At 69.9% G+C, this 25,767-nt stretch carries 21 protein-coding genes; 11 read left to right on the plus strand and 10 right to left on the minus strand.

What is annotated here, in order from left to right; translation table 11 throughout:
- Nucleotides 1-78 precede the first annotated feature (78 nt).
- Genes ACTWQA_RS35630 through ACTWQA_RS35640 form a run of 3 tightly spaced genes read left to right on the plus strand, consistent with a single transcriptional unit; the run spans nucleotide 79 to nucleotide 7,543 of the window.
- Nucleotides 79-630, plus strand: coding sequence for a hypothetical protein (locus tag ACTWQA_RS35630; protein WP_443163370.1), 552 nt, complete (start codon nucleotides 79-81; stop codon nucleotides 628-630).
- Nucleotides 630-2,723, plus strand: a complete 2,094-nt coding sequence (locus tag ACTWQA_RS35635) for a flotillin family protein (RefSeq protein ID WP_443163371.1) — start codon at nucleotides 630-632, stop codon at nucleotides 2,721-2,723. Before ACTWQA_RS35630 ends, ACTWQA_RS35635 begins: the two co-directional genes overlap by 1 nt.
- On the plus strand, nucleotides 2,720-7,543 hold the full coding sequence (locus ACTWQA_RS35640; protein WP_443163372.1) for a DNA repair ATPase: 4,824 nt from the start codon (nucleotides 2,720-2,722) through the stop codon (nucleotides 7,541-7,543). Before ACTWQA_RS35635 ends, ACTWQA_RS35640 begins: the two co-directional genes overlap by 4 nt.
- On the opposite strand, the gene ACTWQA_RS35645 is transcribed toward ACTWQA_RS35640, so the two are convergent.
- Nucleotides 7,540-7,965 (minus strand): MarR family winged helix-turn-helix transcriptional regulator, encoded by a 426-nt coding sequence (locus ACTWQA_RS35645; RefSeq protein ID WP_305917479.1) that lies wholly within the window; start codon nucleotides 7,963-7,965, stop codon nucleotides 7,540-7,542. The genes ACTWQA_RS35640 and ACTWQA_RS35645 overlap by 4 nt on opposite strands.
- A gap of 102 nt (nucleotides 7,966-8,067) precedes the next feature.
- On the opposite strand from ACTWQA_RS35645, the gene ACTWQA_RS35650 reads away from it, so the two are divergent.
- The gene (locus tag ACTWQA_RS35650; protein WP_443163373.1) at nucleotides 8,068-9,213 is read left to right on the plus strand and encodes an FAD-dependent oxidoreductase; all 1,146 of its coding nucleotides are present in this window, start codon (nucleotides 8,068-8,070) and stop codon (nucleotides 9,211-9,213) included.
- Here the strand turns inward: ACTWQA_RS35650 and ACTWQA_RS35655 are convergent.
- A complete protein-coding gene (locus tag ACTWQA_RS35655; protein ID WP_443163374.1) occupies nucleotides 9,175-10,053 on the minus strand; it encodes a 4-hydroxy-tetrahydrodipicolinate synthase family protein in 879 nt (292 codons plus the stop codon). The two genes, ACTWQA_RS35650 and ACTWQA_RS35655, sit on opposite strands and share 39 nt — an antisense overlap.
- Before the next feature lie 71 nt (nucleotides 10,054-10,124).
- Between ACTWQA_RS35655 and ACTWQA_RS35660 the strand changes: the two genes are divergently transcribed.
- A complete protein-coding gene (locus tag ACTWQA_RS35660; RefSeq protein ID WP_443163375.1) occupies nucleotides 10,125-10,982 on the plus strand; it encodes a LysR substrate-binding domain-containing protein in 858 nt (285 codons plus the stop codon).
- A gap of 30 nt (nucleotides 10,983-11,012) precedes the next feature.
- On the opposite strand, the gene ACTWQA_RS35665 is transcribed toward ACTWQA_RS35660, so the two are convergent.
- From ACTWQA_RS35665 to ACTWQA_RS35680, 4 genes are all read right to left on the minus strand, one after another.
- Nucleotides 11,013-11,957 carry a serine hydrolase domain-containing protein gene (locus tag ACTWQA_RS35665; protein ID WP_443163376.1) on the minus strand — a complete coding sequence of 315 codons (945 nt, stop codon included), beginning with the start codon at nucleotides 11,955-11,957 and terminating at the stop codon, nucleotides 11,013-11,015.
- 134 nt (nucleotides 11,958-12,091) lie between these two features.
- On the minus strand, nucleotides 12,092-12,580 hold the full coding sequence (locus tag ACTWQA_RS35670) for a flavoprotein (protein ID WP_443163377.1): 489 nt from the start codon (nucleotides 12,578-12,580) through the stop codon (nucleotides 12,092-12,094).
- 133 nt (nucleotides 12,581-12,713) lie between these two features.
- Nucleotides 12,714-13,277, minus strand: a complete 564-nt coding sequence (locus ACTWQA_RS35675; RefSeq protein ID WP_443163378.1) for a hypothetical protein — start codon at nucleotides 13,275-13,277, stop codon at nucleotides 12,714-12,716.
- Nucleotides 13,278-13,319: 42 nt separating this feature from the next.
- Nucleotides 13,320-14,006, minus strand: coding sequence for a class I SAM-dependent methyltransferase (locus ACTWQA_RS35680; protein ID WP_443163379.1), 687 nt, complete (start codon nucleotides 14,004-14,006; stop codon nucleotides 13,320-13,322).
- Between the two features lie 175 nt (nucleotides 14,007-14,181).
- Between ACTWQA_RS35680 and ACTWQA_RS35685 the strand changes: the two genes are divergently transcribed.
- Nucleotides 14,182-15,552 (plus strand): LCP family protein, encoded by a 1,371-nt coding sequence (locus tag ACTWQA_RS35685; protein WP_443163380.1) that lies wholly within the window; start codon nucleotides 14,182-14,184, stop codon nucleotides 15,550-15,552.
- Here the strand turns inward: ACTWQA_RS35685 and ACTWQA_RS35690 are convergent.
- Nucleotides 15,549-16,028 carry a tetratricopeptide repeat protein gene (locus tag ACTWQA_RS35690; protein WP_443163381.1) on the minus strand — a complete coding sequence of 160 codons (480 nt, stop codon included), beginning with the start codon at nucleotides 16,026-16,028 and terminating at the stop codon, nucleotides 15,549-15,551. The two genes, ACTWQA_RS35685 and ACTWQA_RS35690, sit on opposite strands and share 4 nt — an antisense overlap.
- 68 nt (nucleotides 16,029-16,096) lie before the next feature.
- On the opposite strand from ACTWQA_RS35690, the gene ACTWQA_RS35695 reads away from it, so the two are divergent.
- Both ACTWQA_RS35695 and ACTWQA_RS35700 read left to right on the plus strand, forming a co-directional pair.
- On the plus strand, nucleotides 16,097-17,026 hold the full coding sequence (locus tag ACTWQA_RS35695; protein WP_443163382.1) for a nucleotide-binding protein: 930 nt from the start codon (nucleotides 16,097-16,099) through the stop codon (nucleotides 17,024-17,026).
- Nucleotides 17,027-17,109: 83 nt separating this feature from the next.
- Complete coding sequence (locus tag ACTWQA_RS35700; RefSeq protein ID WP_443163383.1) at nucleotides 17,110-17,496, plus strand: SCO5389 family protein; 387 nt, start codon at nucleotides 17,110-17,112, stop codon at nucleotides 17,494-17,496.
- Here ACTWQA_RS35700 and ACTWQA_RS35705 read toward each other — a convergent pair.
- From ACTWQA_RS35705 to ACTWQA_RS35715, 3 genes are read right to left on the minus strand one after another with little or no spacing between them, the layout of a single operon-like run.
- Nucleotides 17,465-18,490 (minus strand): LLM class flavin-dependent oxidoreductase, encoded by a 1,026-nt coding sequence (locus tag ACTWQA_RS35705; RefSeq protein WP_443163384.1) that lies wholly within the window; start codon nucleotides 18,488-18,490, stop codon nucleotides 17,465-17,467. The genes ACTWQA_RS35700 and ACTWQA_RS35705 overlap by 32 nt on opposite strands.
- 22 nt (nucleotides 18,491-18,512) lie before the next feature.
- A complete protein-coding gene (locus ACTWQA_RS35710; RefSeq protein ID WP_443163417.1) occupies nucleotides 18,513-19,205 on the minus strand; it encodes a ribonuclease HII in 693 nt (230 codons plus the stop codon).
- Nucleotides 19,206-19,230: 25 nt separating this feature from the next.
- On the minus strand, nucleotides 19,231-20,184 hold the full coding sequence (locus tag ACTWQA_RS35715; RefSeq protein ID WP_443163385.1) for a LysR family transcriptional regulator: 954 nt from the start codon (nucleotides 20,182-20,184) through the stop codon (nucleotides 19,231-19,233).
- Between the two features lie 79 nt (nucleotides 20,185-20,263).
- Here ACTWQA_RS35715 and ACTWQA_RS35720 point away from each other — a divergent pair, with 79 nt between their 5' ends.
- From ACTWQA_RS35720 to ACTWQA_RS35730, 3 genes are all read left to right on the plus strand, one after another.
- The gene (locus ACTWQA_RS35720; protein WP_443163386.1) at nucleotides 20,264-21,499 is read left to right on the plus strand and encodes a pyridoxal phosphate-dependent aminotransferase; all 1,236 of its coding nucleotides are present in this window, start codon (nucleotides 20,264-20,266) and stop codon (nucleotides 21,497-21,499) included.
- Between the two features lie 171 nt (nucleotides 21,500-21,670).
- On the plus strand, nucleotides 21,671-22,315 hold the full coding sequence (locus ACTWQA_RS35725) for a GNAT family N-acetyltransferase (RefSeq protein ID WP_443163387.1): 645 nt from the start codon (nucleotides 21,671-21,673) through the stop codon (nucleotides 22,313-22,315).
- A gap of 256 nt (nucleotides 22,316-22,571) precedes the next feature.
- Nucleotides 22,572-25,577, plus strand: a complete 3,006-nt coding sequence (locus ACTWQA_RS35730; RefSeq protein WP_443163388.1) for an AfsR/SARP family transcriptional regulator — start codon at nucleotides 22,572-22,574, stop codon at nucleotides 25,575-25,577.
- Nucleotides 25,578-25,767: the final 190 nt, after the last annotated feature.

Raw genomic sequence — 25,767 nt, forward strand, 5'->3', positions numbered from 1 at the left:
GAACTTTTACCTTTACTCGCTCTTTATCTCGATATAGTCCGACACGGACATCACACGGGGGATGGGCACCGAGGCGGGATGGGCGAGTTCTTAAGCACCGCGCTGAGCTTTCCGACGGTCATTTTCAGTTTTCTGCTCGTGGTGGTCGCCGCTTATTGGCTGGTCGTCATCACCGGCCTCTTCGAGCTGGACGACGACGCCGCCTGGCTGGGCCTCGGGGGAGTCCCGGCCGGCGTCACGCTCTCGCTGCTGATCGCCCTGGCCTGGCTGCTGTGCCTGATCGGCAGCCAGTTCGCCACCGGCGGCCTGCTGATCGCCGTCCCCTTCGCCGCCGCGGGCGGAGCCTGGCTCGCCACCCGTGGCCTGGTGGTTCCGCTGCGCAGGCTCTTCCCCGACGGGGACAAGCACTCGCGCGGCGACTTCGTCGGCCAGATGTGCGTCATCCGCACCGGCTCGGCCACACACGACTTCGGCCAGGCCGAGGTCACCGCCGCCGACGGCTCGTCCGCGGTCGTGCAGGTGCGCACGACCGGGCAGGACCGCCTCAGCCGCGGCGACAAAGCACTCATCTTCGAATACGACGCAGACGGCGAATTCTTCTGGGTCATGCCCTACGAAAGCGAGCTCTGATGGACGTCATCTCAACCGGCTTCGGCGTTTTCCTCGCCGTCATCCTGATCATCGTGATCGGCCTCCTAGTCCTCATCGCCCGCCTTTTCCGCAAGGTCGAACAGGGCAAGGCGCTGATCGTGTCGAAGGTCAACAAGGTCGACGTGACGTTCACCGGCGCCGTGGTGCTGCCCGTCGTCCACAAGGCCGAGATCATGGACATCTCGGTGAAGACCATCGAGATCGAGCGCACCGGCCGCGAGGGCCTGATCTGCCGGGACAACATCAGGGCCGACATCAAGATCACGTTCTTCGTCCGCGTGAACAAGACCGCCGAGGACGTCATCAAGGTCGCCCAGGCCATCGGCACCGCCAGGGCCAGTGACGAGGGCACGCTGCAGGCGCTGTTCAACGCCAAGTTCTCCGAGGCGCTCAAGACCGCCGGCAAGCACCTCGACTTCGTCGACCTCTACACCAAGCGCGACGAGTTCCGCGACGAGATCGTCCGGCTCATCGGCACCGACCTCAACGGCTACAGCCTGGAGGACGCCGCCATCGACTACTTGGAGCAGACCGCGCTACTCCAGCTCGACAAGAACAACATCCTCGACGCGCAGGGCATCCGCAAGATCGTCGAGCTGACGGCCATCGAGCACGTCCGGACGAACGAGTTCCAGCGCCACGAGGAAAAAGAGATCACCCGGCAGAACGTGGACGCCCGCGAGGCCATCCTCGAGCTGCAGCGCCGCCAGGCCGACGCCGAGATGAAGCAGAAGCGCGAGATCGAGACCGTCAAGGCCCGCGAGGAGGCGGAGGTCGCCCGCGTGCAGGCCGAGGAGCGGCTGCGTGCCCAGACCGCGCACATCAAGACCGACGAGCAGCTCGGCGTCCAGAACGAGAACCGGGCCCGCGAGATCGCCGTCGCCGAGAAGAACCGCGAGCGCGTCATCGCCATCGAGAGCGAGCGCATCGAGAAGGACCGCGTCCTGGAGGTCATCGCCCGCGAGCGCGAGACCGAGCTGTCACGCATCGCCAAGGACAAGGAAGTCGAGACCGAGAAGCGGGCGATCGCCGAGGTCATCCGCGAGCGCATCGCGGTCGACAAGACCGTGGCCGAGCAGGAGGAGTCCATCAAGCGGCTGCGCGTGGTCGAGGAGGCCGAGCGCACCCGCCAGCAGGTCATCATCGCCGCCGAGGCCGAGGCCCAGGAGAACCTGGTCAAGGACATCAAGGCGGCCGAGGCCGCCGAGGCCGCCTCGAAGTTCAAGGCCCGCGAGGAGCTCGTGCTCGCCGAGGCCCGGCAGCAGGCCGCCGAGCTGGAGACCCGGGCCAAGATCCGGCTGGCCGAGGGCGTCCAGGCCGAGTCCGCCGCGGCCGGCCTGGCGCAGGTCCAGGTCAAGGAGCGCGACGCCGAGGCCATCGAGAAGGTCGGCCGCGCCGAGGCCTCGGCGCTGAAGGAGAAGCTCACCGCCGAGGCCGAGGGCGCCAAGGCCATGGCGGTGGTCGAGGGCGCACGGCTCAAGGCGCAGGCCGAGGGCGAGCAGGCGATGGCGCTGGCCGCGGCGGCCGCGGTGGGCGAGAAGCTCAAGGCCGAGGCCGAGGGTCTCACCGAGAAGGCGGCCGCGATCGCGGCGCTGGACGACGCCGGCAGGGGCCACGAGGAGTACCGCCTGCGCCTGGAGGCCGACAAGGAGATCCGGCTCAAGCACATCGACGTGTCGCGGCAGGTGGCCGAGTCGCAGGCGAGCGTGCTGGCCGCCGGGCTCGCCAAGGCCAACATCGACATCGTCGGCGGCGACACGATGTTCTTCGACAAGGTGGTCGGCTCGATCACTGCGGGCAAGGTGGTCGACGGTTTCGTGGACCACTCGCAGGTCGCCGGGGCGCTCGTCGGGCCGTACGTCAACGGGCAGGCCAGCCTGGCGGCCGACCTCGCGAACGTGATCGGCGGCGTCCGTACCGAGGACATCAAGAACCTGACCGTGTCCGCCCTGCTCATGAGGCTCATCCAGGACGGCGGCCCGCAGTCGTCGGCGCTCGGCGAGCTGCTCGAGACGGCTCGCCGCCTCGGCGTGGCCGACTCGCCGGTCGCCGCGCTGGCCGGGGCGAAATGAGCACGATCGCTGAAGCTCGGTTGGAGGCGGGAACCTACGAGGTCCTCAGGAACCGCCTCCAGGCCCAGGCCAAGAGCCTCGCGGCGGCGGCCGAGGCGCTCAACGGGGAGCGGCTGAAGGTCTTCGGCGGCGCGGAGCTGCGCCTGCTGGGCACGGAGCGGATCCGCACCGAGAACAACTGCGTCCCCAGGGACATCGTCTCCCTGGGCGATGTGATGTTGTTCGGCTACAACGTCTTCATCGGGCTCAAGCCCGAGACGGCGGTGTCCGACGTGTTCGCGGTGCACCGATTCTCCAGGGACGGCGACGCCTTCAGGTTCGACGCCGACAAGCTGGAGACGCTGGACGACCCGGCGTTCAAGAAGGACTTCGCCGAGCTCTACCGCTACTACAAGGAGACCAGGCTCCAGCAGCTCAGGCGGGTGGAGGGCAAGCTGCTCGCGGTGTTCCAGACCGGTCCGGCCGACCTGCGGGTGCTGCGCTGGACGGTCGGGAACGACGGGATCCCGAAATATCTGGATAGCCGGGGTGAGCGGGACCATGTCTTCCCGGCGTCGCACGACTTCGAGTGGACCGTCACCACCCGCGACGACCACGTGCTCGGCCGCCACCCCCACGTCTCGATCCAAGGGGAGGTGTTCGTCGAGACCGTCGGCGGCGACCTCACCATCAAGATCGAGGACAATACGGAGTCCGGCGCCGGCATCTACGCCGAGCCGGTCACCGAGGCACTGCAGAGCCTGGCCGACGCCGACATCGAGTACGCCAGGGTGGGGCCGCTGATCCTCATGCGGATCCGGCCGTACAAGGAGCCCGAGTGGCGGCACCTGGTCTTCAACACCCGCACCAAGGCCGTGATCAGGCTGGACGGCATCGGCCAGGCCTGCCAGCGCCTCCCCGAGGACCAGGGCCTGATCTTCCCTGGCGGCTACTACCTGACGACCGGGGTCAGCAAGACGTTCGACACGGACGTGACGGACCTGGAGTTCGAGCGGGTGGTCCGCTCGCCCAACGGCGAGGACGTGCTGTACGTCTTCCACTCCCGAGGCGACGGGCGCTCGCTGTTGCTGCCGTACAACGTGATCAGGAAGGAGGTGGCCAACCCCATCGTCTGCCACGGGTACTCGCTGTTCGACGATGGCACGATGGTGGTCTTCCGCGCCACCTCCGAGGAGCCCACCCGGGTCCACCCGATGCAGGTCTGGCAGACCCCGTACGTCTCCGACACCTACGCCGCCGCCCAGCCGGCCGGGACCGGCCCGCTGGAGCGCATCGGCAACGCCGAGCTGGTGCGCGGCATCTCCGACTGCCTGTCGGTCACCCGCATGGTCGAGGAGATGGCGCCGTCGGCCGGCACGTTCGAGGGCTTGATCGCCGCCTGCACGCGGGCCTTCGACTCCTACCACTGGCTCGGCGAGCACGGCCTGCGCGGGCCGCTCGCCGACGTCCGCGCCACCGCCGAGCAGGTCCTGGACGAGTACGAGAACGTCGAGCACCTCACACGCCTGGCCGCCGACACGCTCGCCAAGGCCACGGAGGAGACCACCCAGCTGGTACGTCAGGCGCGAGCCGACAGCCCGGTCACCGCCGACGCCTGGGTGACCATGCTGGCCACGCTCCGCCGCGCCCAGGGCCGCCTGGTGACGCTGCGCGAGGTCCGCTACATCGACCTCGCCGCGCTGGACACGCTGTCCACCTCCGTGACCGAGGAGGTGGCCGCGACCGGCCGCCGGGCGGTCGCGTTCCTCTCCGGGCAGGACGCGTTCACCTCCTACCACGCGGCCGTCGAGCAGCTCGCCGCCGACGCCGCCGCCATCGCCACGGTCGCCGAGGCCGCGCCCGTCGCCGAGCGGCTGGCGGAGCAGGCGGAAGGCCTGGAGGTGGTCACGGAGGTCGTCGGCTCGCTGGACATCGCCGACGCCACCGTGCGCACCTCCATCCTGGGCCGGATCGCGGAGGTCCTCGGCGGCGTGAACCGGGCCCGCGCCCTGCTCGACGGGCGACGGCGCGAGCTGCTCGGCACGGAGGGCCGGGCCGCGTTCGCCGCCGAGTTCGCCCTGCTCGGGCAGGCCATCACCGGCGCGCTCGCGGTGGCCGACACCCCCGGGAAGTGCGACGAGCAGCTCGGGCGGCTCATGCTCCAGCTGGAGAACCTGGAGTCCCGCTTCGGCGAGTTCGACGACTTCGCCGCGCAGCTGTCGGCCAAGCGGGACGACGTCTACGAGGCGTTCTCGGCCCGCAAGCAGACGCAGCTGGACGAGCTGGCCCGGCGCGCGGACCGGCTCTTCGCCTCGGCCGAGCGCGTCCTCGGCAGCATCACCCGCCGGCTCGGCTCGCTGGGCTCGCTGGACGAGGTCAACACGTATTTCGCGACCGACCCGATGGTGGCCAAGGTCCGCTCGGCCGCCGGGGAGCTGCGGTCACTCGGGGACGCCGTACGGGCCGAGGAGCTGGACGGCCGGGTCAAGTCGGCGCAGCAGGAGGCGGCGCGAGCCCTCCGGGACCGACTGGACCTCTTCTCCGACGGCGGCGAGACCCTGCGGCTCGGCCACCACCGCTTCGCCGTCAACACCCAGCCCATCGACCTGACGCTGGTGCCGCACGACAACGCCATGTACTTCGCGATCACGGGCACCGACTACCGCTCCCCCGTCCCGCCCTCCTTCGAGCACACCCGGCCCTTCTGGGACCAGCTCCTGGTGTCGGAGACGCCCGACGTCTACCGTGCCGAGCACCTGGCCGCCTCGCTCCTGGACTCCGTCACGCCGGGCGCACCCCTGGCCGACCTGGTGCGTCAGGCGGCCGAGTCCCGATATGACGAGGGATACGAGCGCGGGGTCCACGACCACGACGCCACGGCCATCCTCGACACGCTGGTGCGGCTGCGGGAAGGGGCCGGGCTGCTGCGGTATCCGGCTGAGGTGCGAGCCATGGCCCAGCTGTTCTGGGCCTTCGGGGCGGACGAGGTTTCACGTAAAACATTCACCACCCGGGCCGTGTCGCTGGTCCGTGCGCGCACGGTCTTCGGCATCACCCCCACCCTGGGCTCCCTCGCCACCGAGCTCGGGACGTTGATCGCCGACTTCGTGGCGGGCCTCCACACAGCTGCACCGAGCCCGGCCGGCGCCGCGGTGGCGGGTGAGTATCTTGTCGAGGAGCTGGCCGGCAGCCCCGTGGGCTTTGTGACCAGCAAGGCGGCGCGCGACCTCCTCGACGGTTTCCGCCACGCCCTCGGCCCGGTCAAGTTGCGCGAGTTCGAGGAGGACCTCAAAGCACTTGCCCTCCCCGAACGCCTGCAACTGGCTCACGCCTGGCTGAGCGCCTACCACGAGGGGCCGGAGACCGCCGAGGCCATCGCCGTCCAGCTGTGCGGCGAGCTCCCCCGCCACGACTCCAGCGCCGCCACCGCCGAGACCGTGGACGGTCTCCTGGGCACTCATCCCCGGATCAAGGACCGCAAACTCCACATCCAGCTGGACGAGATCCTCACCAGGACCCGCCAGTTCCGACAGGACCGCGTCCCCGCCTACCGCGCCTACCAGCGCAGCAGGAGCGAACTGGTCGAGGCGGAAAGAAACCGCCTGCGCCTGGACGAGTACAAGCCCAAGGTCATGAGCGCCTTCGTCCGCAACCGCCTGCTCGACGAGGTGTACCTGCCGCTGATCGGCGACAACCTGGCCAAGCAACTGGGCGCGGCCGGGGCAGGCAAACGCACCGACCAGATGGGCCTCCTGCTGCTCATCTCACCCCCCGGCTACGGCAAGACGACCTTGATGGAGTACGTGGCCAGCCGCCTCGGCCTGGTCTTCGTCAAGGTGAACGGCCCGGCGCTGGGCCACGAGGTGACCTCGCTCGACCCGGCGGACGCCCCCGACGCGACGGCGAGGCAGGAGGTGGAGAAGATCTCGTTCGCCCTCGAAACGGGCAACAACACCCTGCTCTACCTGGACGACATCCAGCACACCTCCCCCGAGCTCCTGCAGAAGTTCATCTCGCTCTGCGACGCCCAGCGCCGCATCGAGGGTGTGTGGAACGGCCGCACCCGCACCTACGACCTGCGTGGAAAGCGGTTCGCGGTGTGCATGGCGGGCAACCCGTACACCGAGTCCGGCCGGCGCTTCCGCATTCCCGACATGCTCGCCAACCGGGCCGACGTGTGGAACCTGGGCGACGTCCTGTCGGGCAAGGACGAGCTGTTCGCGCTGAGCTACGTGGATAACGCCCTCACCTCCAACCCGGTGCTGGCCCCGCTGTCGGGCCGCGACCGCGCGGATGTGGAGCTGCTCGTCCGCCTCGCGAAGGGTGACGCGACGGTCCAGCCGGACCAGCTCAAGCACCCGTACACGAAGCCGGAGCTGGACCAGATCCTCAGTGTCCTGGCGAAGCTGGTCCGCGTGCAGGAGGTCGTGCTGGCCAACAACCAGGCGTACATCGCCTCGGCCGCCCAGTCCGACGCGGCCCGCACCGAGCCGCCGTACCGGCTGCAGGGCTCGTACCGGAACATGAACAAGCTGGCCGAGCGCATCGTGCCCGCGATGAACGACGCCGAGCTGGAAGCGGTGATCGACGACCACTACGTCGGCGAGGCGCAGACGCTGACCACGGACGCCGAGGCCAACCTGCTGAAGCTGGCTGAGTTGCGCGGCCGCCTGACCCCTGACCAGGCCGAGCGCTGGGCGGAGATCAAGCGGGCCTACCTCAGGTCCAAGGCGCTCGGCGGCGCGGACGACGACCCGATGGCCCGGGCGGTGGGCGCGATCGGCCTGCTCGCCGACCGGGTGGGCGAGGTCGGCACGGCCATCAGGGACGTCGACCGCTAATCACCGTCGACCAGCCCTGCGGTGGCCTCGCGTTGCAGGGCGGTCGACCGGGTGACGTAGTCGAGGATGACTTCGAGCTGGTCGTCCGTGTAGCGGTCGTACAGCTCGGCGAGCGCGGCCACGAAAGGCTCGAACAGCTCGCCGAAGCCGGCCAGCCGCTCATGGTTGATCTCGACGATGACCCGGCGCCGATCCTTGGTGTCGCGGATCCGCCGCACCAGCCACTTGCCCTCCAGCCGGTCGATCAGGCCGCTGACCGACGCCGGCGCCAGCCCGGTGTGCTGCGCGATCTCGCCCGCCGTCATCGGGCCGAGGCGTTGCAACAGGTCGAGGGTCTTCTCCTCGGTCATGCCGAGGCCCATGCGCTCGCCCATCGCGGTGTGGTACATCACGGCGGCGTTGCTGCTGTCCCGCCCCGCCATGGCGAGCTCCTCGAACAATTTCTTTCGGTGCTCCGAAATACCTCTCGACACGGGCCCCGCCTTCGTCATATATTTCGTTCGACCGAACGAAAGGTTATCATAATGAAGGCTTTGGTCATAGGTTGTGGCATCGCAGGCCCGGTCACCGCCATGGCGCTGCGCGAGGTGGGCATCGACGCGGAGATCTTCGAGGCGTACGGGCAGGGCGCGGAGAACGTGGGCTCCTTCCTCAACATCGCCTCGAACGGCCTGGCCGCCCTGCGGGTGCTGGGCGCGCACCGCCAGGTGCTGAAAACGGCCATCCCCACCCCGCGCATGGTCATGTGGAGCGGCTCGGGCAAGCGGCTCGGCGAGGTGGCCAACGGCCTGCGGCTCGACGACGGCACCGTGAGCCACACCGTCCAGCGTTCCGACCTCTACCGCGCCATCCGCGACGAGGCCGAGCAGCGCGGCATCCGCATCACCTACGGCAAGCGCCTGAGCTCGTACGACGACCGTGGCGACGAGGTCACGGCCAGGTTCGAGGACGGCTCGGAGGCCACCGGCGACCTGCTCATCGCCTGCGACGGCGTGCACTCGCGCACCCGCGCGATCCTCGACCCGCAGGCCCCGGCACCCCGCTACAGCGGCCTGTACAGCCTCGGCGGGATCGTGAAGGACGGCGGCCTCGACGGCGAGCCGGGCGTGTACAACATGGTGTTCGGCAAGCGGGCGTTCTTCGGCTATTCGGTGGCCGAGTCCGGGGAGACCTGGTGGTTCGCGAACCTGCCCAGGCGTCTTGGCGATGTCCCCGAGAGCTGGCGGGCGGAGCTGGTCAAGGCGTTCGAGGACGACGCGAACGCCTCCGCCGAGCTCATCGGGCGCAGCGAGGTCGAGCTGGGCCTGCCGATCCACGACCTGCCGCCGGTGCCCGTCTGGCACCGCGGCCGGGTCCTGCTCCTCGGGGACGCCGCCCACGCCACCTCGCCCAGCGCGGGCCAGGGCGCCTCGCTGGCCATCGAGGACGCGATCGTCCTGGCCAGGTGCCTGCGCGACAGCCGGGATCACCGCGAGGCGTTCGAGCGCTACGAGGCCGAGCGGCGGCCTCGGGTGGAACAGGTCGTGGCGTACTCCAGGAGGATCAGCAACAGCAAGGCCGCGGGCCCGGTCGCCCGGGTCTTCCGCGACCTGATGCTGCCGATCTTCCTCAAGAAGAGCGCGAGCCAGGAATCACTCGCCTGGATGTACCGCTACCAGGCGAGCCTGTGACACCGCCGCAGCGCCGGCGGGCACCAGTGGCAACCGCACGTCCGGGGTCGGGATCAGGCCCTGGGCGTGCAGCACGCCCTTGATCACGGTCGGGTTGGGCTCGGCGAAGAGCGCCGCCGACAGCCGGGCCAGCCGGTGCCCGAGCGCCCGCGCCCGGCCCGCGTCCCCCGCCTGCCAGGCGCCGGCCAGCTCGACGAAGTCCCTGGTACGCAGCTGCGCCGAGGCCAGGATCCCACCCGAAGCGCCAAGGGCGAGCAGCGGCGAGATGAACGCGTCGTCGCCGCCGACCACCTCGAACCCGTCGGGCAGGTCCCCCAGCAGGTCGACCGCATCCTGATCGATCCCGCCCGCCGCGTACTTCACGCCGGCGACCATCGGATGCGTCCCCAGCCGGCGCAGCGTCGCGGCGCTCACGGCCTGCCCGGTCCGGTAGGGGATGTGGTAGATCACCAGCGGCACCGGCGTCTCCTCGGCCAGCGCCTCGAAGTACGCGACGACGCCGCGTTCGCCGGGCCGCAGGAAGTAGGGGACGGTCACCAGGGCGGCCCCGACCCCCTCGGGCAGGCTGCGCAACGCCCGCGCCGTCGATCGCACGTCGTTTCCCGTCACCCCGACCGTCAGCAGCGCCTGCCGCTGCCGGCAGACCCGTACGCACACCTCGATCACCCGGGTCCGCTCCTCGGGGTCGAGCGCGGCCACCTCACCGGTGGTGCCCAGCGCGACCAGCCCGGCCGCGCCGTCGTCGAGCACTTGGTGGGCGAGCTTCTCGATCGCGTCTACAGCCACCTCACCCGCCGCGTTGAACGGGGTGACCAGCGGCACATGGATTCCTCTCAACATGCTTTGAGCCTGACCCGGCACAACCCGTTAGGTCCAGTTCGGATTCCTAAGTTCAAGCGTAAGCTCAGCTTATGCTCGACCCGCGTAAGCTCCTCCTGCTCCGCGAACTGGCCAGGCGCGGCACGATCGCCGCGGTCGCGGAGGCGGTCACCTTTACGCCGTCGGCCGTCTCCCAGCAGCTCAGCGCGCTGGAGCGGGAGGCCGGCGTGCCGCTGCTCGAACGCACAGGACGCACTGTGACGCTGACCCCGGCGGGCCACCTGCTCGTCGAGCACGCGCAGGCAGTGCTCGAACAGCTCGAGCGTGCCTCGGCCGCACTCGCCGCCGTGCGTGGCGGGCCATCGGGTCCGCTGCGGATCGGCGCGTTCCCGACGGCGGCCCGCGTGCTCCTGCCCGGCGCCCTCGCCGCCCTCAGGGCTGCGCACCCCGGACTGGAGCCGATGGTCTCCGAGATCGACCCCGCCGACGTCTCGGCCGCGCTGCGGGCGGGGGAGCTGGACGTGGCGCTCGTGCACGACTACGACTTCGTCCCGCCGGTCACCGACGCCGCCATCGAGACCGAACCGCTGTTCAGCGAGCCGATGTACCTGACCGACCGAGCCTCGATCGCCGACGCCCGCGACGACTCGTGGATCATGAACAAGCCCGGCACCCTCTGCCACACCATGGCGATCAGGGCATGCCAGGCGGCCGGCTTCGAGCCGCGCGTCAGGCACCACATCGACGACTTCGACACCATCCTCGCCTTCGCGGCGGCGGGACAGGGGGTGGCGCTCGTGCCACGCCTGGCCGCGACCTCGCCCCCGCCTGGGGTCACGCTCACCCGCCTGCCGCTGAGCCGCCGCACGCTGGCGGCCTTCAGGAAGGGGTACGGCGAGCACCCCGCGATCAGAGCGGCGGTGGCCGCTCTCCGCCAGTCAGCCCTCTGACGAGCCGCGCGGCCACAGGCCGGATCCTGCTCATTCCGTGAGCACGGCCCTGAGCACGGCCCTGGAGCTGGCCGGGTCACCGTCGTACTCGCCCGCCGTCACGGCCACGACCAGCTCTTCCCCGGGGAGGACGAGCAGCTCCTGCCCGCCGTTCCCGATGCCCTTGACGTGGGGACGGTCGCCGGTGACCAGATACCACTGGTAGCCGTACTCGAACCCCTCGGCGATGTTCACCCGCGGCCGGAGCATCTCCTGGAGCCATTCGCCCGGGACGATGCCGCGGCCGCCGTCGAGCACGAGCTGCCCGATGGCGGCCAGGTCGACCGGCCGCAGCCGTATCCCGGCCGCAGCCGACACCACCCCGTGCATCCCCTTGGACCAGTCGAAGTCGGCGATCCCTAGCGGCCGGAAGAGCGCCGTGGCGGCGTAGTCCTCCAAGGGCTGCCCCGTCCCGCGCGCGATGATCCCACCGAGCAGCGCGGTCGCGCCCCCGCAATAGTGCCAGAACTTTCCCGCCTCCTCGACGACCGGCCGCTCCAGAACATAGCGGTAGCGGTCGGAGGCGAACTCCATCGCGATCTCGCTGTTGGCCGTGCTCGTGTAGGGGGCGTCCTCGTTCCATTCGAGTCCGAGCGTCATGGTGATCGCATGATCGACGGTGAGATGAGCCTTCTCCGGATCCTCCACTAAATCCCGATATTCCGGAAACTGCGCCACCAACCCCGCCCCCGGCTCCGGTACCAGCCCATCGCCCAGCGCGATGCCGTACAGCAGCGCCACGATGCTCTTGGAGACCGACCGCATGTCGTGCAACGTGTCTCGATCGAACACGACATGCCCCAGTGAATCACCCAGCCGGTAATCGACCCCCGCCCCGTAACGCTCGAGAACGACCTCCCCACCCCGCATCACCACGAGCCCGTGGAAGCCAGGCGCCGCACCCGCCTGCAGCACCTCATCAACTCGCTCCGCCATCTCCACGATGTTCCTCCTCGAAGTACGTACATCTGGCATACCGCCTCACACAGTGTCAGGCTCAAGCCGCCAAAGGAGTCCGGCCTCCCTCGCTACCAGGTCTGGAACCCCGAAGACCTCCTCGCCGTATGGGGCTAGTCCGGCGAGCTGAGCTCGGTCAGCGCTCGTTTCCAGTCCAACCCGGACAGCACACGCACGCCGTCCGCCCGCAGTTCCTCAACGCTGCGCCGGTACGGGATCCGGGCGGCCAGGGCGCTGTTGACGACGGGCACCACGACGACCGGGATGCCGAGGCCGGGCGCCTCGGCCAGGACACCCAGCGCGTACGTGTCCGCGATGCCCTGGGCGAACTTGTTGATCGTGTTGTACGTGGCCGGAGCCACGATGATGGCGTCGGCCCGGGGCGGCTTGGGCTCGGACGGCTTGCGGTAGCGGCTGCGGACCGGGCGGCCGGTCTGCCGCTCCAGTGCCGGCACGTCGATGAAGTCGAGCGCCGAAGGCGTGGCGACGATCTGGACGATCCAGCCCTCCTCCTGCGCCATGGCGACGAGGCGGCCGACCTCCGCGGCCGGCTCTGCCGCGCAAACGATGACGTACAGCTCCTTGCCCCGCGATTCGGCCACGATGGCCAGCGTACTGAGAGGGCCCTCGCCGGGGGCCGAGGTCATGCGGCCCGCGTCACCCCAGCGGTCGTCAGCGGACCCGCGATGCCGCCCCCCGCCGAGGCCACGAACAGCACCGCCGACCAGCATGCGGTCAACGTGACCGCAGTGAGCGCGCCCTCGTTGAACAGCCAGGCGGTGCCGAGCAGCAGCGGGCAGCGTCTAATTGCCGAGCAACGCTCGGGGTCCGGCGATGGATGTCCTCGCTGCGCTGCGGATCCATCGCCGGAAGTTGCCCATCGCGATGACCGCGAAGTAGTAGCCGGTGTTCGTGTCGATCTTGTAGAACGTGGACAGGATCTGCGCGTACCCGAACGTGATCGCGTTGTAGAGGAACGCCTGCCGATGAAGAGGGAGAAACCGAGCACGGTCCGTTTGGGGTAGAGCGCGAACATCGTGTGCGCGATCCTGATGAACCCGATCGACTTGTATGCCGCCGGACCAGCAGGATCGCCAGCCCCAGCACCACACCGAGCCCGAACGCGACCCGCCAGCCGATGTTCACGGGCAGGTCGTTCAGCAGCGACACGGTCAGCAGCGCGCCACCCGCCGCGCCGAGCCAGTAGCTGCCGTTGATGATGAACCTGAACAGGAAGAACCACCACGCGCTGAACGAGAACGCCTTGGTGCTCATCGTGCCGGTTTCCACGTCGCTCATGGAGAGCCATGGATACCCAGCGGACCGGCGGCAAACGTTCTCTCAGGAAGGTTTGCGAGCTTCGAGAATGTCCGTGCGGAACCACGGGCCGCCGTGCCAGAAGCGCCAGCCGGCGTCGCGGTGACGGACGTCCACGACGCCGAGCCCGCGTAACGCGGTCTCGTACGCGGGCGTGTGCCGGGAGTCGGCGATCAGCATCAGCCCGCCGGGCCGCAACACGCGGTGCGCCTCACGGATGACCCGCTCGCGTCCCTCCGCGTCGTGGATCTTGTGGATGGCCAGGCTGGACACGACCACGTCGAAGGCGTCGTCGCCGAACGGCAGGTCGCGCAGGTCGCCCGTGACCAGTTCGACGCGGTCCTCGAGGCCTTCGGCCACGGCGTTCGACCTGGTCGCCGACTGCCCGTTGGCGGACTGGCCCCGTCCACTGGAGCCCGGCCACAGATCGACACCCGTCGCCCGGCCGGTGTCCAGTCGCTCGGCCGCCAGGAGCAGCACCGCGCCCCGCCCGCAGCCGAGATCGAGCAGCCGCTCATCGCCGCCCAGCCGCTGGAGCTCCTCGGCCCAGACGGCGAACTTGCCGCGCCGCGTCGTGTAGAGGTAACTGACCGCACTGGCCACGGTGTAGAGCCCGCCGAACAGGAACGCGACGCCCGCCGCCAGGATGTCCACGGCGAACGAGATCACGGCCAGGGCGACCAGCACGATCGCGCCGAAAAGCAAACCCACTATGGCCCACGGAGCGTCCAACCCATAGCTACCGTGTCGTTTACGCACATTCACGTTATATCTCAAGGAGGTCTTGACGGTGACTTGACCGACACCTTCCCCTTCGCACCGTCAATCACGCACATCCCATTCCTAGGGTTGCGTGGATAGCCACGTAATGGGGGTTTGACCAGGCATGACGGAGAAAGAGCGCGGTATCGGCCTGGGGGCGAGCATCGCGCTGACACTGGCGTCGGCGGTGCTGTGGGGGGTGGCGCATCTGGCCGTCGAGCGCCGCAAGGCCGGCCTGGCGCTCATGGCGGCTCATGTCGTGATGCTGGCCGGGATCCTCACCGTGTTCACCGCGTTCAGCACGAACCTCCTGTCGCTCGCCGTCCAGCCCCGCTGGCTCGCCTGGCTCACCGTGGGCCTGGTGGCGATCGCCCTGGCCTGGACCGGTGTGATCGTCTGGTCCTTCGTGCTGGTGCGCCCGCCGCGCCCGGACAAGATCGGGCGTTTCCTGACCACCGTGCTGACCATCGCGCTCTGCGCGCTCGTGCTGGCGCCCACCGTCTACGCCGCCCGGGTGGCCTACCTCTCGCGCGACGTCGTGACCAGCCTGTTCACCGCCACGGGCGCCTCCCCCGTCATGGCCGACGACCCGTGGAACGGCGCGCAGCGCGTCAACTTCCTGCTTCTCGGCGCGGACTCGGCGCCGAGCAGGCCCGGCGTGCGTACCGACAGCATGACCGTGGCCAGCGTCAACGTCGAGACCGGCGCGACCACCCTGTTCGGCCTGCCACGCAACCTCCAGCGGGTGCGGTTCCTCCGCGGCCCGGCCAGGGACCGCTTTCCCTGGGGCTTCACCGGCAGCGGCACCGACACTCCCGGCCTGCTCAACGAGGTCTTCCAGTACGCCGAGGACAATCCGGACATGGTGTCCCGCGCGGGACGCGGCAAGCCGGGACCGACCCTGCTCAAGCAGACGATCGGCGACATCCTCGGCATCCCCGTGAACTACTACGCCATGATCGACATGAAGGGCTTCGCGGAGATCGTCGACGCCATGGGCGGCGTGCAGGTCACGATCAAGGACCCCATCGTGTACGGCCGCCACCGCGAGGGCCTCATCCCCGCCGGCACCCGCAAGCTCTCCGGCGAGCAGGCGTTGTGGTTCGGCCGCTCACGGACCGACAGCGACGACTACGTCCGCATGGGCCGCCAGAAGTGCCTGCTCAACGCCGTGGCCAAGCAGGCCGACCCGATGACCGTGCTCAACAGCTTCGAGAGCCTGGCCGCCGCCACCAAGCGCGCCATCTCCACCGACATTCCCCAGGACCTGCTTCCGGCCATCGTGGACCTGGCTCAGAAGGTGAAGGGCACCAGGATGCGCAGCCTCAACTTCGTGCCGCCGCTGATCAACACCGCCTACCCCGACTGGTCCTTCATCCGGCGCAAGGTCTCCGAGGCTCTGGACGACCGCGGCTCAGCCAAGGCGGCCACCTCGGCCCGGACCCCCGAGTCACACACGGACGACCCAGTCAATTTGGACGCCACCTGCGGCTAGACCGTCTCGTCCAGGTTGTCCGCGTAGTACGCGATGGCTCGCTGGTAACCGCCGGTCTTGTCCGACTCGGCGACGACCTTGAGCAGCGTCGAGACCGCCTCGCCGGACCGTCCGGCGTTGTGCAGCGCCATCGCCATGAACGTGCGCAACGCCGGATCCCCGGGAAACTCCGCCAGCCCGCGCTCGAACGCCTCCAGCGCCTCCTCGACCCGCCCGAGCACCCGTAACGTGCTCCCGTACCCCGTGTGGGCTCCGAGCCGGTCCTCGTCGCTCAGCCCTTCGCCCGCCAGCGCCCGCTCGTAGTGCGGCACCGCCTCGGCCTCCAGCCCGAGCGAGTCGTGCACCCACGCGGTCTGATAGGCCACGTCGACGTCGTCGGGATGCCGCCGCGCCAATTCAAGCAACAATTGCCGGGCTTCGTCCTTTTTGCCCTCTTCTCGCAGCCGCGCCGCCTGCGCCAATTCCTCGTTATGCATGATCCGAGTGTGGCATGATGGTGCCTGACCAATTCGGAAACGATTTTCATCCTCACTATGGAGTTCCCGTGAGAGTGGCCTTCGTCGGCAAGGGCGGCAGCGGCAAGACCACGATGTCGGCCCTGTTCGCACGGCACGTGGCGAGCCAGGGCGACCCGGTGGTCGCCATGGACGCCGACATCAACCAGCACCTGGCCCTGGTCCTCGGCCTCGACCGGCAGCCCGAGCCGCTCGGCGCCCATCTCACCCAGATCAAGGACCGCCTCCGCGGCGCCAACCCCCGCATTTCCTCTGCCGCGGCCATGGTCAAGACCACCCCGCCGGGGCGCGGGTCCACGTTGCTGAGCTTCAAGGACCTGGCCGCGGACCCCTACGGCCTCACCACGCCCGAGGGCCTGCGCCTGCTGGCCACCGGCCCGTTCACCGAGGAAGACCTCGGCGTGGCCTGCTACCACTCCAAGGTCGGCGCGGTGGAGCTGCTGCTCAACCACCTGGTCGACGGCCCGGGCGAATACGTCGTGGTGGACATGACGGCGGGGGCCGACTCCTTCGCCTCGGGCCTGTTCACCCGCTTCGACCTGACGTTCCTCGTCGCTGAGCCCACGCTGCAGGGCGTAGGCGTCTACCGGCAATATCGCGACTACGCCGCCAAGCACGACGTCGCGCTCGCCGTCATCGGCAACAAGGTCCACGACCGGTCCGACGTCGACTTCCTGCGCGAGCACGTGGGCGACGACCTGCTCACCTGGATGGAGCACTCGGCCGCCGTGCGCTCCATGGAGCAGGGCCGCCACTTCACGCTCGATGACCTGGAGCCGGTCAACGCCGACGCGCTGTCCCTGCTCCGCAAGACCCTCGACGAGCAGGAGAAGGACTGGGAGCGCTTCGGCCGGCAGACCGTCGAGTTCCACCTGCGCAACGCCCGCGCATGGGCCAACGAGCGGACCGGGACCGACCTCGCCGAGCAGGTGGACCCGGACTTCGTCTACGGCCCCTGATCACACGACTGTGCCCGTCAGGCATCTGGAGATTTCCCCCCGCTCACCTAGCGTCAGTTCAGACCCTTTCGAGAGGAGACAGCATGTCGCTGACCGTTCCGAACGATCTGCTCGACCAGGCCAAAGCCGGTGACGTCGACGACGCGGCATTTCTCGCCTGCGTACGCGACTCACTTCCCTACGCATGGTCGCTGATCAGCGAGCTGGTCAAGCAGCGTGAGCACACCGGGGCCGAGTTCGCCGACAACCACGTGCCACCGCCGTCCGAGGAGGCCCGCGGCGAGCTCCTGCGCTGCCTGGCGAGCGACTCGATGCGCGGCGCGCTGGAGCGTCACTTCGGGGTAAGGCTGGCCTTCCAGAACTGCCATCGGGTCGCGGTCTTCGACCCGGCGGCGGCCAAGGCCCTGGCCGACTTCGTCACCCCGCGAGCCCAGATCCTCAACCAGAAACCGGAGCTCGTGGACTGCTGAGCTCTTCCGGCGAGCCGGCCTGGCCGGCTCGCCGGACCATCGGCAGCACCTCGTGCCCGAGCCGGCGCACGTTCTCCAGCGTGCGCCGGTGCTCTCCGAGGCCCTCGACCATCAGGATGACGTGCTCGATCCCGGTGTCCGCCACGGTACGCAGGATGGCCTCGGCACAGTGCTCGGCCGATCCGACCGGGTGGATGCGGGTCAGCAGGTCCACGTAGGCGCCGACGTCGCGCGAGGGCGGTGGCCGGCCGTCCACCGGCGTGTATCCCGCCAGCCCCGGCCCCAGCCACTTCGGCATCGACTCTTTGAGCTCGCGCACCGCCTGCGCCGTGGAGTCGGCCACGTAGCCGACGGCCGCCGCGATGTGCCCGCCGGCGCTTCCGTGGCGCGCCACCATGGACGCCTTCTCCGCGTCGCCGATGTGCATGCCCAGCAACATCGGCAGCCCGCGCTCGGCCGCCATGGCCACGGTCGGCTCCGAGGTGCACGCGACCACCGGTCTTATGCGGGCCTCCGGCACCATCCGCACCTCACGGAAGCGGAAGAACTCGCCGTCGGCGGCGACCCGATCCCGGGAAAGCGCGTCGAGCAAGAGGTCGAGGGACTCCCCGAACCCCCGCTCGAACCGCTCGAGACCGGTCCCGAACACCTCCAGATCCACCCACGGCCCGCCCCTGCCGACGCCGAGGGTGAACCGCCCGCCCGACAGGTGGTGCAGCATGGCCGCCTGCTCGGCCAGCGCCACGGGATGGTGTGTGGACAACACGCTCACGGCGGTGCCGAGCCCGATCCGCGTCGTCCGGCCGGCGGCGACGGCCGCCAGCGTGATCGCGGACGGGCAGACGCCGTAGGACATGAAGTGGTGCTCGGCGATCCACGCGTCGTCGAATCCCGCCTCCTCGGCCGCCGCGATCAGCTCCACGGTGTCGGCCAGCACCCGCCCGGCCTCCTGGCCGGGGAACTGCGCCGCGATGAGAAAGACCCCGATGCGCACCCACCCGATGATGCCAGGCCCGTCAGCTGAACAGCGTGACCTGGCCCTCGCAGGCGATCGGGTCCCGGTGGAGCTTCAGGTGCCGCCACTGCGGAAGATCGTCCAGGTAGGACCACGAGAGCCGGTGATGCGGGGTGGGCCCCAGCCGGGCCAGGGCCTCCTGGTGGACCGGTGAGGGGTAGCCGGCGTTGTCGGCGAAGGCATATTCCTCGTGCCCGATCGTGCCCATGTAGGCGTCCCGCCGGACCTTGGCCAGGACGGACGCGGCGGCGACCGAGACGCTGGCCGCGTCCCCCTTGACCTCCAGGCGCACCGGCCAGGGGGCGCCGATGTAGTCGTGCTTGCCGTCCAGGATCACCGCGTCCGGGCGGACGGGAAGCGCCTCCAGGGCGCGCCTGGCGGCCCGGCGCAGGGCCTCCGTCATGCCGAGCGTGTCGATCTCCGTGTGCGTGGCCTCGCCGTACCCGATGCCGGCCGCCCACGCGGCCAGCTCGGTCGCCAGCGGCCCGCGTCTGGCGGCGGTGAGCTGCTTGGAGTCCGTCAGTCCCGGTGGCGGCTCGGACAGGTCGGTGACGACCGCGCACACCGTGACAGGACCGGCCCAGGCGCCCCGGCCCACCTCGTCGACGCCCGCGACCGTGCGGACGCTCGGCTGGGAGAGCAGCAACTGCTCGATCTCGTACGTCGGCGCCATGACAGCAGACGCTACCGCCAGTGGCGTTCTCCCCGGGTGCCGAAACCTAGTCGTCGTCGGTCCTGTGCCGATCCGCCAGCCGCAACGGCTCCAGGTCGGCGGCGATGTACCGGGCGGCCACGTGGATCGCCCGCAGCGTGACCGACACCGAGGGCCGGTGCACGCTGGAGCCCCGGGCCACGGCGTGCACATCGCGCCCGACCGGATTGCCGGGGAAATGGCGCACGGCGAGCCCGCGTATCCCTGCCGACAGCGCGAGCGCGGGCACGGCGGCGATGCCGATGCCCTTGGCGACGAGCGAGAGTATCGTCCCCAGTCCCTCGAACTCCCACGGCGTCGGCCGGGTGCCGCCCACGTCCACCAGCAGCCGGTCCACCGCCAGCCGCGACGGCTCACCGTCAGGCGTGGCCATCCACGGCTCGTCCCGCAGCTCGCGCAGATCGAGCGGCACGTCGGGATCGGCCAGGCGATGTTTACGCGGCACCACCAGCACCAGGGGATCGCGCAGCAGCGGGAAGACGCGCAGGCTCTCGCTGTCGCGGACGCGCCCGTACCAGTCGTCGACCAGCGCGATGTCCACCTCCCCCGACTGCACCTCCCGCATGCCCCGCCCTGACCTGCTCTGCCTCAGCCGCAGCGTCAGATCGGTGTGCCGGCGCAGCGTGCGCGCCAGCGCGGGCGCGAAGGCCACCGCCGCCGTGGGGAACCCGGTGAGCACGACCCGCCCCGCCGGGGTGCCCGCGTGCGCCGACAGGTCGGACTCGGCCTCCTCGACCATGGACAGGATCCGCTCGGCGTGCGCGACCAGCCGGCGGCCCGCGTCGGTGAGCTCGGCGCTGCGCGCGGTGCGGTCGATCAGGGCCGTGCCGGTCTCCCGTTCGAGCGCCACGAGTTGTTGCGAAACCGCCGATGGGCTGTAGCCGAGCGACGCGGCGGTCGCGGCGATGCTGCCCCGGCGGGCGAATTCGCAGATCAGCACCAAACGTCGCAATTCGAGCATCGGACTTCCTTATGCCTACCCACTAAAAGCCTCGCTTGTGGTGATGCCTTCATCCAACCACCCTGGGAACGTGACAACTATGAGCGTGACCCTCTCCGCCACTCTGGCGGCAAATGAGGACATCGAGCGAAGACGACGCGCCGGGGAACGTGTGCTGCACTTGGCCTTCGGTGAGGCGGGGCTGCCCGTCCACCCGGCGCTGCGCGACAAGCTGGCCGCCGCATCAGAACGCAACGGCTACGGGCCGGTCGCGGGGGCGCCCGAGTTGCGGGCCGCGGCAGCGGGCTACTGGGAACGACGGGGGCTCATCACCGACCCCGGGCTGGTCGTCTGCGGACCGGGCAGCAAGTCGCTGCTGTACGGCCTGCTCCTGGCGATCGGCGGAGACATCGTCCTGCCCATGCCCAGCTGGGTCAGCTACGCCGCACAGGCCGACCTCGTGGGCTCGCGCCCCATCCTGGTGCCCGCACCACCAGGAGAGGGCGGAGTTCCGGACCCCGATCTCGTGGCCGCCGAAGTGCATCTGGCCAGGGCCCAGGGCAGGACCGTGAGATCCGTGCTGGTCACGCTGCCCGACAACCCGACGGGACGGCTGGCCACGCCGCAGAGCATCCGCCGCCTGGTGGACCTCGCCCGAGAGCTCGACTTGATGATCATCTCGGACGAGATCTACCGGGACCTGATGCACGACCCGGCCCTGCCGTACACCTCGCCTGCCGATCTCGCGCCCGAGCGCACGATCATCACCACCGGGCTGAGCAAGAGCCTGGCGCTGGGCGGCTGGCGGATCGGCGTGGCCAGGCTGCCCGCGGGCGCACACGCGCTGCACAGGCAACTGCTGGCGGTGGCCAGCGAGATCTGGTCGGCGCCCGCCGCACCCGTCCAAGAGGCCGCGGCCTACGCCTTCGACGAGCCCGCGGAGCTGACCCGGCGCATCGCGCTCAGCCGCCGGCTGCACAGCACGATGGCGCGGGCTGTTTATGAGAGGTTCACCGAGATCGGCGCCGCCGCGCCGGTGCCGCAGGGCGGTTTCTACCTCTATCCCGATCTGAGCCACCTGCGACTCGGCGGCTCCGCCCAGATCACCAAGATCCTGCTGGAGGAGCACGGCATCGGCGTCCTGCCCGGCCACGCGTTCGGCGACGACCCGGCCGCGGCCAGGATGCGGGTGGCGGTCAGCCTCCTCTACGGCGAGACGACCGAACAACGCATGGCCGCTCTGACCAGCCAAGACCCGCTCCAGCTGCCGTGGATCGCGGACAGCCTCGACCATCTGTCGACGGGTCTGAAGGAGCTCGCACTGGTACGGCACTGACCGCTGCCCGGATGTCATGTCACGGTTAGGCGAATCTTTCCCCAAGAACAGGTTTACCATCCCTCAAAAAGGGGGCTCTGACCTGCAGAAACACCCTGTCTGCAGAAACCTGCAAAAGATCTTCCTAACTGCATGGTTACGTGCACGGTGCGCACCCTCCATCATGTGCACATGCCCGCTCTTGTCACCCTGTCTGGGCGCTCCGTGCGCCTGGAACCTCTCAGCCTCGCGGCGGTCGATGACCTTGTCGCGGCGGCGGGTGAAGACCGTTCCACATACGCCTTCACTCGTGTCCCGAATGGCCGGGACGAGATGGTCTCCTACGTGGAGGCCGCTATGGCTGAGCAGGCGGAGGGCCGCACGTTGCCCTTCGCCATCCGGTGGCTGAACACCGACCGTGTGGTCGGTGCCACCCGTCTCATGCACCTGGAGTATTGGCAGGGCCCCATGCCCTGGCCTCCGGGTGCACGCGGTGCGGTGGGCGATGTCCCGTCCGTGGCCGACATCGGTTACACCTGGCTGGGCGCCTGCGCCCAGGGCACGGGGGTCAACCGGGAGAGCAAGTTCCTCATGCTCTCGCTCGCCTTCGAGACATGGAACGTCCACCGCATCACCCTGAAAGCAGACGTACGCAACACCAGGTCCCGGGCCGCCATCGAGGCCCTCGGCGCACACTTCGACGGGGTGCGGCGAGCGGATAGCCGAGGCGCCGACAACACGGTCCGAGATACCGCGTTCTACTCGATCCTGAACTCCGAATGGCCGCTCGTGCGGGAGCGCCTGGCCATGCGGCTGGGACTGGTCGAGGCAGCCTGAGAACCCGTCCACCACGGCCCCGCCCCAGTTTCCTGGGCGGGGCCGGTATTTTTTCCTGCCTGGCTTCGCTCTGCATGACACGCCCCCGCGGTGAGTCATGCCCTAGCCGACACCCATCAGCATCCGGGGGCATGCTCAACACCTAATTAAAGGCGGATCAACAGCTCAGTTAACGATCAACCTGGATCTAGGTGACAGGCAAGGATAGACCTATCATTTGGTAATAAATCGTTCCATTGGCTTGGAGACAGACGGCATGGCTGGTCAGAGCGTTGAGGGCGGGCTGCGGTTCGCCGTGCTCGGTCCTGTCCGCGCGTGGCGTGATGGCCAGGAACTCGACCTGGGCACCCCGCTGCAGCGTTCCATTCTCGGCATGCTGCTCCTACGGGAAGGCCGCGCGGTCACACCCAACGAGATGATCGACGCGGTCTGGGGGGAGGACGCCCCGCCCCGCGCCCTGGGAGCACTGCGCACCTACGTCTCCAGGCTGCGTACGGTGCTCGAGCCGGAACGACCAGCCCGCTCCCGTCCGGAGCTGCTGACCTCCATAGGCCGGGGCTACGCGCTGCGCCTGCCCGAGGGCGGGCTGGACCTGACCAGGTTCGAGCGCGGCATCGCCGCCTCCGAGACCGCGCGTAAGGGCGGCCGGCTCCGCGAGGCCGCCGAGGGGCTGCGGGCCGCGCTCGCGTTGTTCGAGGGCGAGCCGCTGGCCGGCGCCGTGGGACCGTACGCCGAGCACCAGCGCGACCGGCTGATCGAGCGGCGCATCAGCGTGGTCGAGACGCTCATGGACGTGGACCTGGAGCTGGGCAACCACGCGAAGATCGTCTCCGAGCTGATCGCGCTGACCGCGGACCACCCGCTGCGCGAGCGGCTGCGTGCCCAGCTCATGCTGGCCCTCTACCGGTGCGGGCGGCAGGGCGACGCGCTCAACGTCTTCACCGAGACCCGCGAGGCACTGATCGACGAGCTCGGCATCGAGCCGGGGCCCGAGCTCGCCGCGCTGCACCAGCGCATCCTGGCCGCCGACCCGGCGCTCGCCGCCGCGCCCCTCGCCGCCGAGGCGCACGCCGATGAGCCCGCCGGAGAGGAGGAGCCGCCGCACTCGCACGAGCTGCCCCGGCCTGCCCAGTTGCCCGCCGCCGTCAACGACTTCACGGGCCGCAAGGAGCTGGCCGGACGCCTGCGCTCGCTGCTGTCGGTCCAGCCGTCCTCGGCCGAGGGCGTGCCGGTCGCGGCGATCTCCGGCATCGGCGGCGTCGGCAAGACCACGCTGGCCGTGCACGTGGCGCACGCGGCGGACGACCTGTTCCCCGACGGCCAGCTCTATGCCGACCTGCAGGGCTACACCGACGAGGCGACCGCGCCCGAGTCGGCGCTCGGCGGGTTCCTGCGCGCGCTCGGCATCCCGCCGGACGTGATCCCCGACGGGCTCGCCGAGCGGTCGGCGCTGTTCCGGTCGATCCTGGCCGACCGCCGCATCCTCGTGCTGCTGGACAACGCCCGCGACGCCCGGCAGGTCGCCCCGCTGCTGCCGGGCTCGCCCGGATGCGCGGCCATCGTGACCAGCCGGGGCAAGCTGGCCGACCTGCCGTCGGCCAGGCTCATCGACCTGGACGTGTTGGAGCCGGACGAGGCGTTGTCGCTGTTCGCGGCGGTGGCCGGGCCCGAGCGGGTGGCGGCCGAGCACGGCGCGGCCATGGACGTGGTGGCCGCGTGCGGCTTCTTGCCGCTGGCGGTGCGGATCGTGGCCGCCAGGCTGGCCGCGCGCCCGTCGTGGACGGTGGCCTCGCTGGTGCCCAGGCTGGCCGACGAGCAGCGCCGCCTGGATGAGATGCGGGTGGGCAACCTGGCCGTGGAGGCCACCTTCGCGCTCGGCTACGGGCAGCTGGACTCCGCCCAGGCGCGGGCGTTCCGGCTGCTGTCGCTGCCCAGCGGACCCGGCATCTCCGCCGGTGCCGCGGCGGCCGTGTTGGGGATGAGCGCGTTCGAGGCCGAGGAGGTGCTGGAGTCGCTCGTGGACGCGAGCCTGCTGGAGGCGCCCGCGCCCGGCCGCTACCGCTTCCACGACCTGCTCAAGCTGTTCGCCCGCCGCGAGCTGGCCAAGAGCGAGCGGCCGCAGGCCCGTGCCCTGGCGCTGCGCCGGCTGCTCGGCTTCTACCTGGCCTCGGCCCAGTCCGCGCATCGGCTGGCCTACGAGGGCAGCATGATCCCGGCCAATCTGGTGGTGGTCGGCAGCGGGCGGGTATTCGGCTCCGCCGACGAGGCGGTGGCGTGGCTGATCTCCGAGGGCGACTCGTTGTTCGCGGCCATCAACCAGGCCGCCGCGGCGGCGCGTACCGGAGAGCAGCTGCTGCCCGCCGCCGACCTGCTGGTCGCGATGGAGCCGCTGCTCGAGTCCGGCACCCACACGCGCGAGTTCGACCAGGGCACCCGCGCCGTGCTGGCCGGCGCGCAGAACATCGGCGATCAGGCGAGCGAGCTGCGCGCCCGCTACGTGCTGGGCAGGGTCCTGTTCGCCGGCAACCGGCTGCGCGAGGCCGAAGAGCAGTTCAGGCGCGTGCACGAGTTGTCGGCCGAGCGCGGCGAGAAGATCGTCATGGGCGAGGTGCTCAACGCCCTGGCCGTCGTCGTCGGCAGGCAGCGCCGCCACACCGAGGCGCTGGCGCTGTTCGACGCGGCGATGGACTTCTACCGCGAGAACGGCGTGCCGGCCGGCGAGGCCCTGGTCCTCAGCTATTCGGCCCGCGACCACCTGGGCCTCGGGCGGCCCGAGGACGCCATCGCGGCCGCGGAGAAGGGCCTGGCCATCTTCACCGAGATCGGCAGCGGCGCCGGCACCGCCAGGGCGCGCTACCACCTCGGCATCGTCCTGTCCCGAGTCGGCCGGCTCACCGAGGCCGTGCACCACCACGCCGAGTGCCTGGCCTTCTTCCGGGCCAGCAAGCAGCGCGTCTGGGAGCAGCGCGTGTGCTCCCGGCTGGCCGAGACGTTCATCGCGGCCGAGCGTCACTCCGACGCCGTACGCCACGCCGAGCAGGCTCTGGTGGTCTCCCGCGAGATCGGCCACCCCTACGGCGAGGCGCTCTCGCTGACTGTGCTGGGCAAGGCGCTGCGCGGCCTCGGCAGCGTGACGAGGAGCTCGGACTGTCTACGGCAGGCCTTCGAGATCTTCTCCAGGCTCGGCGCTCCGGAGGCCGGCGATCTCAAGGTCCTGCTCGACAGCCTCCCCGACCCCGCCGGGAAAGTCGTCGAGTCCTGAGTACAGCTCGTCGTCCAGACGTGTCATCCACACATGGTTGATCAAGGCTGTCCTTAGGGAGTCACGAGGGCGCTCGTGATCGGCATCAAGCGATTCAGCCCGGCCGGTCATCTTCACCACCACGCGTCGCTAGGGGGCCCGGTTATCCGGATGCTCCGCGTGGTGGCTAGCCGCCTCACACAGACGACCG

Source organism: Nonomuraea sp. 10N515B (assembly GCF_052245915.1).
In the GTDB taxonomy this organism is placed as follows: Bacteria; Actinomycetota; Actinomycetes; order Streptosporangiales; family Streptosporangiaceae; genus Nonomuraea.

Bases quoted from the DNA above. Each gene is read 5' to 3' on its own strand.
- ACTWQA_RS35630 (WP_443163370.1), top strand. From the start codon at position 79: ATGGGCGAGTTCTTAAGCACCGCGCTGAGCTTTCCGACGGTCATTTTC.
- ACTWQA_RS35635 (WP_443163371.1), top strand. From the start codon at position 630: ATGGACGTCATCTCAACCGGCTTCGGCGTTTTCCTCGCCGTCATCCTG.
- ACTWQA_RS35640 (WP_443163372.1), top strand. From the start codon at position 2,720: ATGAGCACGATCGCTGAAGCTCGGTTGGAGGCGGGAACCTACGAGGTC.
- ACTWQA_RS35645 (WP_305917479.1), bottom strand. From the start codon at position 7,965: ATGGCGGGGCGGGACAGCAGCAACGCCGCCGTGATGTACCACACCGCG.
- ACTWQA_RS35650 (WP_443163373.1), top strand. From the start codon at position 8,068: ATGAAGGCTTTGGTCATAGGTTGTGGCATCGCAGGCCCGGTCACCGCC.
- ACTWQA_RS35655 (WP_443163374.1), bottom strand. From the start codon at position 10,053: ATGTTGAGAGGAATCCATGTGCCGCTGGTCACCCCGTTCAACGCGGCG.
- ACTWQA_RS35660 (WP_443163375.1), top strand. From the start codon at position 10,125: ATGCTCGACCCGCGTAAGCTCCTCCTGCTCCGCGAACTGGCCAGGCGC.
- ACTWQA_RS35665 (WP_443163376.1), bottom strand. From the start codon at position 11,957: ATGGCGGAGCGAGTTGATGAGGTGCTGCAGGCGGGTGCGGCGCCTGGC.
- ACTWQA_RS35675 (WP_443163378.1), bottom strand. From the start codon at position 13,277: ATGAGCGACGTGGAAACCGGCACGATGAGCACCAAGGCGTTCTCGTTC.
- ACTWQA_RS35685 (WP_443163380.1), top strand. From the start codon at position 14,182: ATGACGGAGAAAGAGCGCGGTATCGGCCTGGGGGCGAGCATCGCGCTG.
- ACTWQA_RS35690 (WP_443163381.1), bottom strand. From the start codon at position 16,028: ATGCATAACGAGGAATTGGCGCAGGCGGCGCGGCTGCGAGAAGAGGGC.
- ACTWQA_RS35700 (WP_443163383.1), top strand. From the start codon at position 17,110: ATGTCGCTGACCGTTCCGAACGATCTGCTCGACCAGGCCAAAGCCGGT.
- ACTWQA_RS35715 (WP_443163385.1), bottom strand. From the start codon at position 20,184: ATGCTCGAATTGCGACGTTTGGTGCTGATCTGCGAATTCGCCCGCCGG.
- ACTWQA_RS35720 (WP_443163386.1), top strand. From the start codon at position 20,264: ATGAGCGTGACCCTCTCCGCCACTCTGGCGGCAAATGAGGACATCGAG.
- ACTWQA_RS35725 (WP_443163387.1), top strand. From the start codon at position 21,671: ATGCCCGCTCTTGTCACCCTGTCTGGGCGCTCCGTGCGCCTGGAACCT.
- ACTWQA_RS35730 (WP_443163388.1), top strand. From the start codon at position 22,572: ATGGCTGGTCAGAGCGTTGAGGGCGGGCTGCGGTTCGCCGTGCTCGGT.